12 protein-coding genes are annotated in these 15,992 nt (G+C 64.7%); 5 read left to right on the top strand and 7 right to left on the bottom strand.

Annotated features, from left to right (window positions below; translation table 11 throughout):
* Positions 1 to 85: 85 nt before the first annotated feature.
* Positions 86 to 1,147: a 4-hydroxyphenylpyruvate dioxygenase gene (gene hppD, locus NS355_RS08395; RefSeq protein ID WP_058745298.1), complete on the bottom strand. Its 1,062-nt coding sequence runs from the start codon at positions 1,145 to 1,147 to the stop codon at positions 86 to 88.
* A gap of 63 nt (positions 1,148 to 1,210) precedes the next feature.
* Here hppD and NS355_RS08390 point away from each other — a divergent pair, with 63 nt between their 5' ends.
* Entirely contained in the window at positions 1,211 to 1,681 is a 471-nt protein-coding gene (locus tag NS355_RS08390) for a MarR family winged helix-turn-helix transcriptional regulator (RefSeq protein WP_058745283.1), read from the top strand.
* On the opposite strand, the gene NS355_RS08385 is transcribed toward NS355_RS08390, so the two are convergent.
* Genes NS355_RS08385 through NS355_RS08370 form a run of 4 tightly spaced genes read right to left on the bottom strand, consistent with a single transcriptional unit; the run spans position 1,660 to position 6,054 of the window.
* A complete protein-coding gene (locus NS355_RS08385; protein ID WP_058745282.1) occupies positions 1,660 to 2,667 on the bottom strand; it encodes a glycosyltransferase family 4 protein in 1,008 nt (335 codons plus the stop codon). The genes NS355_RS08390 and NS355_RS08385 overlap by 22 nt on opposite strands.
* Positions 2,664 to 4,253, bottom strand: a complete 1,590-nt coding sequence (locus tag NS355_RS08380) for an alpha-amylase family glycosyl hydrolase (protein WP_058745281.1) — start codon at positions 4,251 to 4,253, stop codon at positions 2,664 to 2,666. The genes NS355_RS08385 and NS355_RS08380 overlap by 4 nt, the downstream gene beginning before the upstream one ends.
* A complete protein-coding gene (locus NS355_RS08375; protein WP_058745280.1) occupies positions 4,250 to 5,365 on the bottom strand; it encodes a glycosidase in 1,116 nt (371 codons plus the stop codon). The genes NS355_RS08380 and NS355_RS08375 overlap by 4 nt, the downstream gene beginning before the upstream one ends.
* A 56-nt stretch (positions 5,366 to 5,421) precedes the next feature.
* On the bottom strand, positions 5,422 to 6,054 hold the full coding sequence (locus NS355_RS08370) for a TetR/AcrR family transcriptional regulator (protein ID WP_058745279.1): 633 nt from the start codon (positions 6,052 to 6,054) through the stop codon (positions 5,422 to 5,424).
* Between the two features lie 128 nt (positions 6,055 to 6,182).
* On the opposite strand from NS355_RS08370, the gene NS355_RS08365 reads away from it, so the two are divergent.
* From NS355_RS08365 to mtnP, 4 genes are all read left to right on the top strand, one after another.
* Positions 6,183 to 7,370 (top strand): efflux RND transporter periplasmic adaptor subunit, encoded by a 1,188-nt coding sequence (locus NS355_RS08365; protein ID WP_058745297.1) that lies wholly within the window; start codon positions 6,183 to 6,185, stop codon positions 7,368 to 7,370.
* Between the two features lie 18 nt (positions 7,371 to 7,388).
* Positions 7,389 to 10,601 carry a multidrug efflux RND transporter permease subunit gene (locus tag NS355_RS08360; protein ID WP_058745278.1) on the top strand — a complete coding sequence of 1,071 codons (3,213 nt, stop codon included), beginning with the start codon at positions 7,389 to 7,391 and terminating at the stop codon, positions 10,599 to 10,601.
* Positions 10,594 to 12,063, top strand: coding sequence for an efflux transporter outer membrane subunit (locus tag NS355_RS08355; protein ID WP_058745277.1), 1,470 nt, complete (start codon positions 10,594 to 10,596; stop codon positions 12,061 to 12,063). The genes NS355_RS08360 and NS355_RS08355 overlap by 8 nt, the downstream gene beginning before the upstream one ends.
* 120 nt (positions 12,064 to 12,183) lie before the next feature.
* Positions 12,184 to 13,062, top strand: a complete 879-nt coding sequence (gene mtnP / locus NS355_RS08350; RefSeq protein ID WP_084787724.1) for an S-methyl-5'-thioadenosine phosphorylase — start codon at positions 12,184 to 12,186, stop codon at positions 13,060 to 13,062.
* Positions 13,063 to 13,065: 3 nt separating this feature from the next.
* On the opposite strand, the gene NS355_RS08345 is transcribed toward mtnP, so the two are convergent.
* Together NS355_RS08345 and NS355_RS08340 are read right to left on the bottom strand one after the other, a co-directional pair.
* The gene (locus NS355_RS08345; RefSeq protein WP_058745275.1) at positions 13,066 to 14,358 is read right to left on the bottom strand and encodes an MFS transporter; all 1,293 of its coding nucleotides are present in this window, start codon (positions 14,356 to 14,358) and stop codon (positions 13,066 to 13,068) included.
* A 40-nt stretch (positions 14,359 to 14,398) separates the two neighbouring features.
* Positions 14,399 to 15,886, bottom strand: a complete 1,488-nt coding sequence (locus NS355_RS08340; RefSeq protein WP_084787715.1) for an alginate export family protein — start codon at positions 15,884 to 15,886, stop codon at positions 14,399 to 14,401.
* Positions 15,887 to 15,992: the final 106 nt, after the last annotated feature.

Genomic DNA, 15,992 nt, shown 5'->3' with positions numbered 1-15,992 from the left:
GGGTGGGGCCTCTCCCCGAGCTGGTCGTTTGAGGAAGCGCCCCACCCCCGGCCCCTCCCCTTAAGGGGAGGGGAGCAGCTTGGTATCAGGCATCCACCGTGATGACGCCGCGCCGGATCTGATCCAGTTCGATGCTCTCGAACAGGGCCTGGAAATTGCCGTTGCCGAAGCCTTCATTGCCCTTGCGCTGGATGATCTCGAAGAAGATCGGTCCGACCATGTTTTCAGTGAAGATCTGGAGCAGGATACCCTCTTCGCCGACATTACCGTCGATCAGGATGCGGTTCTTGCGCAGTCGCTCCAGGTCTTCGCCATGGTTGGGCACGCGCTTGTCGACCAGTTCGTAATAGGTCTCGATCGTGTCCTGCAACCGGACGCCCCGCGCGCGCAGCTTCTCGACGGTTTCGTAGATATTTTCGGTGGTCAGTGCGAGATGCTGGATGCCTTCGCCATTATATTCGCGGATGAACTCCTCGATCTGGCTCTTCTCGTCCTGGCTCTCGTTCAACGGGATGCGGATCGCCTTGTCCGGGGCGATCATCGCCTGGCTGAACAGGCCGGTCGCCTTGCCCTTGATGTCGAAATACTTCTGCTCCTCGAAGCCGAACAGCTTGGAATAGAAGCCCGACCAGGTGCGCATTTCGCCACGGCGGACATTGTGGGTCAGATGGTCGAGCAGATCGAGCCCGACATTGTTTTCGGCCTCGGCCTGCTGCCAGCCTTCGATCTCGGTCCAGTCGGCGAACAGGTCTCTGCCCGCTTCGACCAGATAAAGATAGCTGCCGCCGATGCCCTCGATCGCCTTGGCGTCCGGGGTCAGGCACCCGCGCGCCGCGTCGACCGGCGTGGCGCCGCCCTTGACCGCATGGTCGAACGTCTCGGCCGGATCGGCGACATAGAAGCCCATGCCGCTGGCCGACGGGCCGTGCTCGGCGCGAAAGTCCGCCGCCTGGCCCTGGTCCTCGGCGTTCAGCAGCAGGGTGATGCGGCCCTGTTTATACCGGGTGATCGCCTTTTCGGGATGGCGATGCGTCGGCACGAAGCCCATCGCATCAAACTGGCGCGCCAGCGTATCGGGCTCGGGCGTCGTGAATTCACAGAATGCGAAGCCGTCCAGGCCCAGCGGATTGTTCGGGGTGGTTGCCATGACGTCCAACTCCTGATCCAGTATCTTCCGTTACCAGATCGCAGAATGGGGAATTGGTGTCAAATGTTACGATCTCGCGAATTGCGGCTCGACGGCTTTCTTCCCTATCGTCTGTCGATCACCTCGAACCTGGTCAGCGACCACATCGCGAGCGCCTATCAGCAGCTGTTCGGGCTCACGATTCCCGAATGGCGGCTGATCGCTATCGTCGCGGAGGAAGGCGCAGTCGCCCAGTCGGCGGTGTGCGAGCGCAGCCGGATGGACAAGGTGACGGTCTCCCGCGCCGCCATCGCGATGGTCGGGCGCGGTCTTCTCGCCCGCAACGCGCATGACGGCGACCGCCGGTCGCATCTGTTGGTCCTGACCGAGGCGGGGCGCGAGCTCTATGCCGATGTCGCGCCCAAGGCGCTGGAACTGGAAGCGCAGCTGTTCGCCGGGTTCACGCCGGACGAACTGGAGGCATTCGTGACCATGCTCCACCGGATCGACGCCGTCGCGCTGGCGCAGCGCGATCAGCCCAGGATGGTACGGTAAAGCTGAAGGTATCGGTCGGCCATACGGTCAACCGAGAAGCGGTCAGCCGCCACCTTTCGACAGGCGGCCCGGTCGATCTCGCCGATCCGACCGACCGCATCGATGGCCTGTTCGACATTCTCGACGAGGAAGCCGTTGACCCCGTCCTCGATCAGTTCCGGCATCGATCCGCGGCGGATCGCGATGACCGGCGTACCGCAGGCCATCGCCTCGACGACCGACAATCCGAACGGCTCGTCGAAATTGATGAGGTGGAGCAGCGCCTTGGCCTGTCCGAGGGTCGCGGTGCGATCCGCGCCGCCGACCGGACCGCGATAGACGATGCGGTCGTCATCGACATGGGGGTGGACTTCGAGCTCCCAATAGCCCTGATCCTGGACGATCCCTGCCATCATCAGGCGGTGACCGGTGGCCTCGGCCACGGCGATGCCTTCGGCGGCACCCTTGTCCGGATGGATGCGACCAAAGAAGAGAAGATCTTCGCTACCGCCTGAATCAAAGGGAAAATCCTCGATCGGAATGCCGTGATGGATGGTCTCGGCATAGCGAAGGCGGGGGTGACGATCCGCGTCCGAGATGGCGACATAGTGCACGCGTTCCTGATACGGCTCGTACATCGGCACGATGCGTTCCGACGAAAAGCCGTGGATGGTCGTCACCATCGGGGTGTTCACCAGTGCGGAAAAGGCATGTGCCGGAAAATCGGCTTGATTATGGATCAGGTCGAACTCGCCCGCCCGCTCGAACACGGCAGCGAGATGGCGCATTTCCCACACCTTGGCATCGACGCTCGGGTCTTCGGAATAGGGGGCGGGGACGGGACCAGCTAGTGTGGCGGCGGTGATGCTGTCCTGGGTTGCGAACAGGGTGACGTCGACGCCGCGAGCGACCAGCGCTTCGGTCAACAGGCTCGTCACCAACTCCCAGGGGCCATAGGCGCGCGGCGGGGTGCGCCACGCGATGGGGGCGATCATTGCGATCTTCATGCGGGCGTGTCGACTTTCAGGATCAGGCCCTCATCGGGGCGCAAATGGGTTGGCGTATCGCCCGGCAGGTCACCGAGCGTCGAGAGAATGGGGCGGCCGGTCAGACGGACGGCTGCCGGCTCTGGGCCAAGGTTGAGGGCGATGACGAAGCGTTCGCCATCCTGTTCGCGCTCATAGGCGAGCACCGAACCCTCCGCCTCGGTCAACCGGATCGCCCCGATGGCGAGCGCCGGACTGCTCCGCCGGAGCGCCAGCAAGGCGCGGTGGAGCGCCAGCATGGAATGCGGTTCAGCCAGTTCATTGGCGACATTTCGCTTTTGCCAACCAGATCCCAAAGGGAGCCACGGCTCACCGGTCGTAAAGCCTCCCTGCGGGCTATCGTCCCATGGCATCGGCGTGCGGACGGGGTCGCGGCCAAGTCCCAAGCCTGGCTCGCGCAGTTCGCGCGGATCGCGGACACGGTCGGGTGCAATGGCACCATTCTCCATGCCCAATTCATCGCCATAATAAAGCGTCGGCGTCCCGCGCAGCGTCAGCAGCAGCATGGCCGCCACCCGCGCCTGCGCCGAACCGCGCTTGGTCGCGCTGCGTGGGCGGTCGTGGTTGCCAAGCACCCAATTGGGCCAGCCGCCGGGGGGCAGGGCGGCTTCATATTCCGCGATCATCCGGGCCAGATGACGGGCATCCCAAGGTGCGTCGATCAACTGGAAGTTGAAGGGCAGGTGTACGCCCTCGCCATGATGGCCGTAATAGCGCATCAGCCGCTCGACCGGCAGATAGATTTCGCCGATCAGCACCCGGTCGTCGCCCTCGCGGCCGAAGGCATCGGCGATGGCCCGCATATCGGCGGCGATATCATGAACCTCGGGCTGGTCGGTCGAGTGGAGCTGGAACACCCGGTGCATCTCACCCGTGGCGGGGTCCCAGTCCGGGTTGAGCGGATTGTCGGGGAAGCACGCATGTTTGACGATGTGCCACAATACGTCGATCCGAAACCCGTCGACGCCGCGCGCGAACCAGAATCGCAGCACGTCGAGCATCGCGGCGCGCACCTCAGGATCGCGCCAATTCAGGTCGGGCTGTTCCTTCAGAAAGGCGTGATAATAATATTGGCCGGTCGCCTCGTCCCAGGTCCAGGCGGGGCCGCCGAAATCGCTGATCCAATTGTTGGGCGGACCGCCATCGGGAGCGGCATCGCGCCAGATATACCAGTCGCGCTTGGGATTGTCGCGGCTGGAGCGGCTCTCGACGAACCAGGGATGCTGGTTCGAGCTGTGATTGGGCACGAAGTCGAGCAGCAGCTTAAGCCCACGCGCATGGGCCGAGGCCAGCAGCGAGTCGAAGTCGGCCAGCGTGCCGAACCGCCTGTCGATGTCGCAATAATCCGCCACGTCATAGCCGAAATCGGCCATAGGGGACGGGAAAATTGGCGAAAGCCAGATCGCATCGACGCCCAGATCAATGAGATAGTCTAGGCGGCGTTCGACCCCACGCAAGTCGCCGATGCCGTCTCCATCGCTGTCCTGAAACGACCAGGGATAGATTTGATAGAGGACGGCCGATTGCCACCAGGGCCGCGCCCTCATGCGAACAGGCCTTTGGGCAGGCGGGTCATGCGGCACGCTAGATCGGCCTCGCCGCTGGCCACCAGATAATGGTCGCCCATATCGATCATGCCGGTCGAAAAGACGACCGGCGTCGGTAGATACATCTGATGCGCGATCGAGGCGGTGAGTTCGGGTGCCGCCTCCATGATCGGCTGGTCGTCGGCAAGGCGTAGGATGCGAGTCGGTTCGTCCTTATCGAACAGCGCCCAGAAGCTGCGATAGATGCCGACCGAATCGCGTCGCTCGACGCCGTGATAGAGGGTCAGCCAGCCTTGTTCTGTCAGGATCGGCGGCGTGCCACCGCCGACCTTCATTGCCGATACGGAGTCCTTGCGCGCCCGGATGCCGGGTACCTCTAGCGGTTTCCAGTGCAGCGCGTCGGGCGAGGTCGCAAAGTTGATCGACGGCCCACCGACGAACGCGCTGTCGCCGGGATAGGCGAAATACACTTCGCCCAGCGGCCGGGTCAGCGCCATGAACCGGCCGTCGACCAGTCCCTCGAAAAACAGCATGTCCTTGTTCTGATGGTCGAGGATGATCCCCGCCAACCGATAATCCAGACCATTGTCCGAAATGTGGAGAGTCGTCGAATGCCGCTCGGCGGACACCGAGCAGGTCGTCATATACCACCGGTCGCCGACGCGGCTGATCCGGGCATCCTCCACGCCATAGTCCTGCCAGGTCGCAGCGGGTTCGATCGCCTTGTCATAGTGAACCGCGACGATCGTCGAGCCGTCCGACGACAACTCGACCGGCAGCAGCCATGACAGGGACGTCAGAGCGAGTATCCGGTGCGCGCTGCCGCGAATGGCGAACTGGCGCGGATCGGTCATGTCGACCGCCGTGAGCGGATAGCGGTCGAGCACATAGCCCGATTGTGTCCAGCGGATCGCGCGGACATGCTCCCCGTCCACGGGCTGGCCCAACGCCTCGGCTACGCGAACCATCAGCAGGATGTTGCCATTGGCCAGCCGGGTCATGCCCGGATTGAAAGCCCCCAGCACATAGGTCGGCTCGGATATGCCGCGCCGAAGTGGCGAGCGGGACAGATCGACATCATCGGGGCGGAAGATCAGCAGGTCGTCGGACATGGGCCGCCAACGCCCGCCATATCCCCGCGTTCCCGATGAAGATCGCGCCCGATCGCTCAACCCGCCGTTGCGACCTTCAGGAACACCGACCAGCGATGTTCGAAAAAGGCGTCTGGCGTCATGCCGTTGAACGGGTCGGGAAGATCGAACTGCATTCGCCGGCTCGGCCCGTCGAGAATGTCGGCAAGCAGGCTGAACAGCGCCAGCGCGCTGTCGTCACGCCGCAACAGCCCGGCATCCTGCGACGCCTGGATGCAGGCGATGATCGGATCGGCCAGCACCCGGTCCCAGGTCGCGAATCGCTGGCGTAGTTCCTCGGAGAAAATGGCCTCGGATGTCAGGAAAGCCATGAACCGGACCGAATCGGGCTCGACGCAGAAGAAGAAGAAGCGGCGCGCGGAATTCTTCAATCGCTCCAGCGGATTGGCACCGCTGCTGCCGTCCACCATGGTCTGGTTCAACCGGTCGAGGTCGCGAGTCACCACCGCGTCGAGCAATGCCATCTTGCCGGCATAGCGGCGATAGATGGTATGCTTGCTAACCCCCACGGATAACGCAATTTCTTCCATCGAGGTGCCCTCGATTCCGCGGCTGCAGAACGCCTCGCGCGCGCCGGATAGGATGATATCGTCAATATGCTGCGCCTGCTCTCGGGTCGGGCGTCCAGCGGTCCGTTTGGTGACTGTCATGCTCCCCTCTTGCGTCCTCCCACAGCATTGGTCAAATTTAATTGTACCTGATCGTTGCTTTTTTGCGAGTGCGAGGTACAGGGGAATCGAATGACTTAAACGTCATGTACTTCTGGGAGTTTCACGGGGTGTCCAAATTTACCGTCCTGGGGTCGTCGCTTGCGATGGCATTGGCGCTGGCGGCGTGCGGGCAGGAGGCGTCGCAGCAGCAACAGGCTGCTCCGCCACCGCCCCTCGTCACGGCGATCACCGTCCAGTCCGCTGCCGTGCCCAACATCATCGAGCTGCCCGGCCGGATCGAGGCCATCCGTACCGCCGAGGTGCGTGCCCGGACCGATGGCATCGTCGAGGCGCGGCTATACCGTGAAGGCACGGACGTGGCCGAGGGCCAGCCTTTGTTCCGCATCGACCAGCGCGACTATCGCGCGCAGGTGCAGCAGGCCCAGGCGGCACTGGCCCGGGCCGAGGCGGCGCGGGTGAATGCCGCGTCGATCGTGCGCCGGTATCAGCCGCTGGTGTCCGAACGCGCGGTCAGCGCGCAGGAATTCGATGCGGCGCAGTCCACGCTGCGCCAGGCGGATGCCAGCGTCGCCGATGCTCGCGCTGCCCTGTCGCGTGCGCAATTGCAGCTCAGCTACACCATCGTGCGCGCGCCCATCGCTGGTCGCGTCGGTCGTGCGCAGGTGACCGAGGGCGCATTGGTCAGCGCGACCCAGGCGACGCCGCTGACCCAGGTCGACCAGCTGTCGCCGATCTACGCTGTCTTTACCCAGTCCAGCGCCGCGCTGAGCGAGTTGATCCAGCAGGCGCGCTCGGGCGGGCTGGCGCTGCCCGACCTGTCGCACATCACCGTGCGCCTGACGCTGGAGGACGGATCGGAATATGGTCCGACCGGCCAGCTCGACTTTGCCGGGCAGACGGTGGACCCCACGACCGGCAGCCAGCAGCTGCGGGCCCGCTTCCCCAATCCGACCCGTGCCCTGTTGCCGGGTCAGTTCGTCCGCGCGCATGTCAATGCGGGCACGATCCGCAACGGTATCTCGGTGCCGCAACGTGCGGTCCAGCTGAGCAACCAGGCGGCCTCCGTCATGGTGGTCGACGCTGCGGGCACGGTCCAGGCGCGTCCGGTGACGCTGGGCGGTCAGGTCGGCAGCAACTGGGTGATCCTGTCCGGCCTGAAGCCGGGCGAGAAGGTCATCACCGAGGGTTGGCAGAAGGTCCAGCCGGGCCAGAAGGTCCGCATCGGGCAACCGGGGCAAGCCGGTGGCGCACAGGCACAGGGCCAGCCGGGCGGACAGCCCGCCGCAGGCCGCTGATCGCCGGAGTAGAGCATCATGAACCGCTTCTTCGTCTATCACCCGGTCTTCGCCTGGGTGATCGCGCTCTTCATCGCGCTGTTCGGTGTGATTTCGCTGCGGCTGCTGCCGATCGAAAGCTATCCGTCGGTCGCGCCGCCCGCGCTCAACCTTGCCGTCACCTATAACGGTGCCGATGCCGAGGTGATGGACCGTTCGGTGACCGCGGTCATCGAAAAGGAACTGAACGGCGTCGACAATTTCCTCTACATGGCGTCGACCAGCCGTTCGAACGGCACCGCGCAGATCACCGTCACCTTCAAGCCGGGTACCGACCTGGACGTGGCGCGTACGCAGATCCAGGACCGCCTGAGCCGCGCCGAACCGCGCCTGCCGCAGGAGGTCCGCGCGCTCGGCATCCAGGTGACCGAGGGTTCGGCCGGCTTCCTGGAGGTCATCACGCTCAGTTCCAAGTCGGGTAAGACCAGCCCGGTCGAGATGGGCAACTTTGCCGAGAACAATATCCGCAACGAGCTTCGTCGTATCGACGGCGTGGGCGACGTGCAGCTGTTCGGCTCGCCTTACGCGATGCGCATCTGGCTCGATCCCCAGAAGCTGGCGGGCTACAGCCTGTCGGCGTCCGAGGCGCTGGCCGCCGTGCAGGAACAGAACAGCCAGACGGCGGGTGGCTCGATCGGCGCGCAGCCGCTGAACCGCACCGCCGAGTTCACTGCGCAGATCATCACCCAGAACCGCTTCGCCACGCCGGAGCAGTTCCGCCAGATCATCATCCGGGCAAATCCCGATGGTTCGGCGGTGCGGCTGGGTGACGTGGCGCGGGTCGAGCTGGGCAAGGACAATTACGGCTTCCGCCTGACCCTGAACGGCAAGGAAACCGTGGGTCTGGCCGTCCAGCTGGCCAGCGGTGCCAATGCGCTCGCGACGGCGGACGCAGTCACCGCCAAGATGAAGCAGCTTCAGGCGAGCTTCCCGGCCGATGTGACGTGGAGCGTGCCCTTCACTACGACGCCGTTCATCACCGCCTCGGTCGACAGCGTGATCCATACGCTGGTCGAGGCGATGATCCTCGTCTTCCTGGTGATGTTCCTGTTCCTCCAGAACTGGCGCGCCACGCTGATCCCCGCGATCGTCGTGCCGATCGCGCTGGGTGGCGCGTGCATTGGCCTGCTGGCCTTCGGCTTCTCGATCAACACGCTGTCGCTGTTCGGCATGGTGGTGGCGATCGGCATCCTGGTCGACGACGCGATCGTCGTCGTCGAGAATGTCGAGCGTATCATGTCGGAAGAGGGGTTGAGCCCCCGCCGCGCGACCGTGAAGGCGATGGGCCAGATCACTGGCGCCATCATCGGCATCACGCTGGTGCTGGTCGCGGTGTTCATCCCGATGGCGTTCTTCCCGGGCTCGACCGGCGGTATCTATCGCCAGTTCTCGGTCACGCTGGCCGTGTCGATCTTCTTCTCGGCCGTGCTCGCGCTGACGCTGACTCCGGCGTTGTGCGCGACGCTGTTGAAGCAGGAGGATGCGCATCAGGAGGACCGCCGCGAGCCCAAGCCGGGCGTGCGTGGCCTGCCGCAGCGTTTCTTCAACTGGTTTAACGACAAGTTCGGTCGGGGTACGGAAAAGTACACGGGCGGCGTGAAGCGGATGATGTCGCGGCCGGTTCGCTGGCTGGCGGTGTTCGCCGTGGTCGTCGTCATCACCGGCCTGATGTTCACGCGCATCCCCGGCGGCTTCCTGCCGACCGAGGATCAGGGCTATATCTTCGTGTCCTATGACGCGGCCCCCGGCGCGACGCTGGAGCGCACGGGCGAGGCGATCACCAAGGTCGAAAAGTTCCTCCACGATCAGCCGCAGGTGTCGGATATCGTCTCGGTCGCAGGGTTCAACTTCTTCGGCCAGGGGCAGGCGGCGGGCATCTCGTTCGTCAACCTGAAGCCTTGGGCCGATCGCAAGGGAACCGAGAACAATTCGACCACGCTGGTCGGCAAGACGATGGGCTTCGTCCAGTCGATCCCCGAGGCGACCATCTTCGCCCTCGACCCGCCGCCGATCCAGGCGCTGGGCAATGCGACCGGCTTCTCGATGAAGATCGAGGATCGTTCGGGCTTGGGAACCGCCGCGTTGCAGCAGGCCCAGGGCGCGATCCTGGCCAAGGCTTCGCAGAACAAGACCCTGTTGGGCGTTCGCCCCGAGGGTCTGGGACCGGCGCCGCAGCTCTATGTCGATATCGACCGGATCCAGGCGCGTGCACTTGGTCTTCAGATCGCCGATGTGAACCAGACGCTGTCGATCGCCTTCGGCTCGGCCTATGCCAACGACTTCGTTCGCGACGGCAATGTCTTGCGCGTCTATCTTCAGGCCGATGCGCCGCAGCGTATGTCGCCCGAGGACGTGCTGGCGCTTCGTGTCCGCAATGCACAGGGCAATATGGTGCCCTTCTCGGCCTTCACGAAGGTGCGTTGGCAGAACGGGCCGCAGCAGCTCGAACGGTATAACGGCTATCCGTCGCTGACCGTCTCGGGCATGGCCGCTCCCGGCCAGTCGACCGGAACCGCGCTGAAGCAGATGGAGCAGATTGCGCGCGAAGTGATGCCGGCTGGCATGAGCTTCGAATGGACCGGCACCGCCTATGAAGAACAACAGGCGGGTGGCCAGATCGGCCTTCTGCTGGGCCTGTCGCTGGTCGTCGTCTTCCTGCTGCTCGCGGCGCTCTATGAAAGCTGGGCGATCCCGCTGGCCGTGTTGCTGGTGGTGCCGTTCGGCGTGCTGGGTGCGGTGTTGATGACCATCTTCCGCGGCTTCTCGGCGGACGTGTACTTCAATGTCGGCCTCATCACGATCATCGGTCTGGCCGCGAAGAATGCGATCCTGATCGTCGAATTCGCGATCGAGGACGAGGAGGGCGGCCGTTCGCCTTTCGAGGCGACGCTGGAAGCGGCACGCCAGCGTCTGCGCCCCATCCTGATGACCAGCCTTGCCTTCATCCTGGGCATGGTGCCGCTGTTCATCGCGACGGGGGCCGGTGCGGCCAGCCGTCGTGCGGTGGGCACGGGCGTGATGGGCGGCATGATCGCGGCGACCGCGTTCGGCATCTTCTTCACGCCGGTCTTCTACATCGCGGCCAAGAAGTGGCTGGCGCGCGAGCATGACCATGAGGCGGCGGATGCCGAAGAGGAAGCGCGCGAGCGTGAGGGACGAACCGACGAAGAGGAGGGCCCGGCCCATGCGTAAGGGGATTTCCCGTGCCGCCGCCATGCTGGCGCTGACCAGCGCGCTGGCGGGCTGCAACCTCGCGCCGCAATATCGCCAGCCGATCGCGCCCGTCTCCGCCACCTATCCCGAGGCGGCGAGCGGCACGCGGACGGCGGCCGAAATCGGCTGGCGAGAGTTCTTCGCCGACGAGCAACTCAAGGCCTATATCGCCGCCGCGCTCGCCAACAACCGCGACCTCGCCCAGGCGGTGGCGCGGGTGGCGCAGGCGCGGGCGCAGTACCGTATCCAGGATGCGCAGCGCCTGCCCGCATTGGATGCCACGGCTGGGGCGTCGCGGACCCGCATTCCGCTCAATTCGCTGGGTTTCGGCAATGCGATCCCCGGCGCGGGGGATGCCCAGAACCCGACCTCGATCACCTATAACCAGTTTTCGCTGGGTGCGCGGGTGTCGAGCTTCGAGCTGGATTTCTGGGGGCGGGTCCGCAATCTGGCCGAGGCGCAGCGGCGGCAATATCTGGCCACCGTCGAGGCCGAACGCGCCTTCCGCCTGTCGCTGGTCGGACAGGTCGCCGCGACCTATCTCCAGATCCGCGCCGCCGAAGAGCAGATCGCGCTTGCCGAGCAGACCGTCACCAGCCGGCGCGAAGGGCTGGGCATCGCCAAGCGGCGGATGGATGCGGGCGTCACGTCCAGCGTCGATTACGACCAGGCGGCGGCGCTGCTGACCCAGGCGGAGACGCAGCTGGCCGAGCTTCGCCGTACCGTGGCACAGTCGCAAAATCTGCTGACCGTGCTGGTCGGCGGTCCGATCACCGCGCCGCTGCCCGCGGGACGGCGTCTGGGCGACCAGAACCAGTTTGCGGCGATCGAGCCGGGTCTGCCCTCCGCACTGCTGGTCAACCGGCCCGACGTGCTTCAGGCCGAACAGCAGCTGCTCGCCGCCAATGCCAATATCGGTGCGGCGCGGGCGGCGTTTCTGCCCAGCATTTCGCTGACCGGACTGGCGGGCTTCGTCTCGCCTGCGCTCAGCAGTCTGATCGATGGGAACTCGACCCAATATCAGGTGCAGGGTGCGGCCCTGTTGCCGATCTTCGACTGGGGTCGCCGCAATGCCCAGCTGAAGCTCAGCCGGGCGCAGGCGGACGAACTGACCGCCGCCTATCAGCGCACGGTGCAGGGAGCGTTCCGCGAGGTTGCCGATGCGCTGGTCGCCCGGCGCCGCTATGCCGAGCAGATCGAGGCACAGACCCGCGCGGTGGATGCACAGCGGCGACTCGCCCGGACGGCGCGGCTGCGCTACACCAACGGCATCGCCATCTATCTCGAAGTGCTGGATGCCGAGCGCAACCTGTTCTCGGCCGAGCAGCAGTTGCTGACCCTGCGCAGCGCGGCCCTTCAGAACGACGTCACCCTCTATGTCGCGCTGGGCGGTGGCCTGCGCGAAACCGGGGCGGCGTCCACCGTTCCCGCGTCCGGCTGAATCCCCGAACCCCCGGCCGACGCGGTTGAGCGAGGGGCGTGCGGGATCCTCCCCCCGTGCGCCCCTTTGCTTTGTCGGGCGTAGCGCCTAACCGGCAAAATGATGCAACAGGAGCGCGACATGATGGGCTGGACGATCGGGATCATCGGCGGCTCCGGCCTCTATGCCATCGACGCACTGGAGGATGTCGAGACGCTGGTGCTCGATACGCCATGGGGTGCACCATCCGATACGCTGGTGCGAGGCCGGCTCGGGGGCGTGCGCTTCGTCTTCCTGCCCCGCCACGGCCGGGGACACCGCCTGTCGCCGACCGAGGTGAATGCACGCGCCAATATTCATGCCTTGAAGATGGCGGGATGCACCGATGTGCTGGCCATCTCCGCCATCGGATCGCTGCGTGAGGAACTGCCGCCGGGCCATTTCGTGGCGGTCGACCAGTTCATTGACAGGACCGTCCACCGCGATACCAGTTTCTTTGGCGAAGGGCTGGTCGCCCATGTCTCGATGGCGGATCCGGTGTGCCCGCGGCTGTCGACCCTGGCGGCGCAGGCGGGCGAGCGGGCGGGGGCTTCGATGGCGCATGGCGGCACCTATCTCGCCATGGAGGGGCCGCAATTCTCGACCCGCGCCGAGAGCCATCTCTATCGCCAATGGGGTGCCGACGTGATCGGCATGACCGCTATGCCCGAGGCCAAGCTCGCCCGCGAGGCGGAGCTACCCTATGGGCTGATCGGCATGGTCACCGACTATGACTGCTGGCGCGAGGACGAAGCGCATGTCGAGGTCGACGCGATCCTCGCGCAGCTCAGCCGGAACGCGACGACCGCGCGGGCGCTGGTCATGGAACTGGCCGCCATGCTGCCCGAAGAGAGGACTGCCTCGCCGATCGACACCGTGCTCGACCAGGCGCTCATCACCCATATCTCGCATGTGGATCGGGCCAAGGCGGACAGCCTTGGCCCGATCGTATCACGGGTCCTCGCCAAGCGGGGCGGTTGAGGATCAGTCCTCGACGATCTGGCTGTTCTTGCGCGTGTCGCGCATCCGCAAGTAAACGATCAGCGAAATGCCGATCATCGCGGTGACGTACCAGTAGAAGCCCTGCTCGAAGCCCGCCTTCTTGAACAGCAGCGCGACCGATTCCGCCGTGCCGCCGAAGATCGTGTTGGCCAGCGCATAGGGCAGGGCGACGCCAAGGGCCCGGATATGCGCCGGGAACAGCTCGGCCTTCACCACGGCGTTGATCGAGGTATAGCCGGTGACGATGATCAGCGCGCCCATGACCAGCCCACCCGCCACGATCGGATCGCGTGTCGTCTCCAGCGTCGAGAAGATCGGATAGGTCAGCAGTACGCCCGCGATGCCGAATGCGACCATTAGCGGCTTGCGCCCGATCCGGTCGGACAGTCCGCCTGCCAGCGGCTGGAGCAGCATGAAGATGAACAGGGTCACGGCGTTGATCTGGCTGGCGACCTCGCGGCTGAAGCCGCTGGTATTGACCAGGAACTTCTGCATGTAGATCGAATAGGCATAGAAGGCGAGGGTGCCGCCTGCGGTCAGCAGCATGACCGTCAGCGTTTCCTTGGGATGCTTGGTGAACAGCTGGACCAGGCCCGATTTGGGCGCGCCGTCCTTCTTGGCATTCTTGAAGCTGGTGGTCTCGGCCAGGCCGCGCCGGATATAGAAGACGACGACCGCCAGTACCGCGCCGACCGCGAACGGGATGCGCCAACCCCATTCGTCCAGTGCCGCCTCGCTCATGGTCGATTGCAGGATCAGCAGGACGCAGATGGCGAGCAACTGGCCGGAGATCAGCGTGACATATTGGAAGGACGAGAAGAAACCGCGCCGATCCTTGCCCGCCATTTCCGAGAGATAGGTCGCACTGGCGCCATATTCGCCGCCGACCGACAGCCCCTGCATCAGGCGCGCGAGCACCAGCAACGCCGGGGCGGCGAGGCCGATCGTCTGATAGCCCGGCGTTATCGCGATGATCAGCGAACCCGCACACATCAGCGTGACCGACAGGCTGAGCCCCGCCTTGCGTCCCCGGCTGTCAGCATAGATGCCCATCACCCATGCCCCGATCGGCCGCATGATGAAGCCGACCGCAAAGACGGCTGCCGCGCTCAGCAATTGCGCCGTGCGATCGGCGGATGGGAAGAAATGCGGGGCAAAATACAGGGTGAAGGCGGAGTAGACATACCAATCGAACCATTCGACGAGATTGCCGGTCGAGCCACCTATGATGGCCTTCAACCGCTCGCGCCCGGGATCGGCGGTGATACTGGTCATGTCATACTCCCCTTTGTGTGATTATCGTCGTTTCCAGCTTTTAGAAGCGGAAGCTCAACCATCCCGCCCAGAAGTCCGAGCTTTTCAGGTTGGCGCGTTGCAGCACCGTATCCGCCTTGAAATGTTCGTAACGACCGACGAACGAAAGACGCGGCGTTATGGTCCAGGTCGCCTGGAGACGGGCGACTTCGGCGACCTTCTTGCCCCGCACATTCTGGGTTCCCGCCCAAGCTGCGCCGCTCGCGCGGTAGACGGCGTCGAACTCGTCGGGTCGCCATGCAAAGCCATATTCGGTCGCCAAACGCACGCCCTTGACCGGCGAGAAGGTGACGTTCGGTGCGGCATACAGCAGGTTGGTCGGCGTGAGGAACAGGCCGTAGCTATAATAGATATTGTTGCCGAACAGGCCGTTGGTCGTGTTCAGCTGACCCGTCCGCTGATAGGCACCGCCCCCCGAACCATAGTCGAAATGCACGCCGACGCGCGGTGCGTCCGGCTTGGTCCCCAGGCGATAGGTCTGGGCAATGAACGCCTGCCACGCCTCGATCGGGCGGTTGTTGAACGTGCCGCGCTGGTTGTTGACCGTCCAGTCGATGTTGACGGGCCCGGCATCGCCATAGGCATGAAGGCCGAGGAAGTAGCGTTCCTCCAACGCGGTCGTCGGTCCCCAGACGGCGCGACGGTTGCGTAGCCGCCAGACGAAGGGGTCGAGGAACAGCTTGGAACCGCCGAACAGCTTGGGCGACAGGCGGAACCCGAAGGTCGCGCCCGTGAAGCGCACGTCCGGGTTGGTCTTGTCGTCGCTGATGCCCTGGAAGCCATAGGTGACGTAGTTCAGGTCGAAGACGTCGACCCGCGCATCCTTGCCGCGCGCATAGGCCCGGACGCCGTCGAGCACGAAGTATAGCGTGTTGTTGTCGCGGCCGACGGTCAGCAGCTGCGGCCCGTCGAAGAACTCCTGACGACCCGCACGCACGCCGACGTCCAGACCCAGAGCCTTGCCCTTCACCTCGGCGAAAAGCTGCTGCACGGCCAGCTGGTTGCGCAGATTGCCGCCCGGCGTGCCGAGGTTGATGCCCTGCAACTCGGCGCGGCCCAGTTCCCCGAAGACGCGGAAGTGATCGCCGAGATGGACGTCCGCCCCCCCGACGATGCGGGCGATATCCTGGCGCTGCTGCTGCACTTCGCGGAGGTTGGGGTTGGTGGTGATGTTGACGCGGGTGCGAAGCTCGCCCGAGAAGGTGACGTAGGACTTGCCGTCCTCAGTCAGCTTCACGCATTTCAGGGCGTCGATAAAGTCGTCGCGCTTGGACGGATCGCAATATTTGCGCCAGTCCTCGGCCCAGCGGGATTGGTTATAACCCGCCACGGTATTGCCGTCGCCCGCCGCGCTGGTGGGATAGGCGGTGCTGGCAGGGCTGGCGGGTTCGGCGGCGGCCTTCGGGGTGACGGTCTGTGCCATAGCCGGGGAAACGGCGACCCCCATCGCCGACACCATGGCGGTGCCGACAAGCCATAGAAACTTCATGAAAAATCCCCCTCGATCAAACCAGTATGTCGTCGTGTCGGTTGCCTTATATCATCCCGGTAAACAAATGACCCGGCCGAGGTGGTCGGCCGGGTCGTGCCGGGAT

This window comes from Sphingomonas yabuuchiae (assembly GCF_001477495.1).
Classification (GTDB): Bacteria; Pseudomonadota; Alphaproteobacteria; order Sphingomonadales; family Sphingomonadaceae; genus Sphingomonas; species Sphingomonas yabuuchiae_A.
Note: the sequence above shows the minus strand (reverse complement) of the source record. Positions and strands in the feature narration are given on the sequence as shown.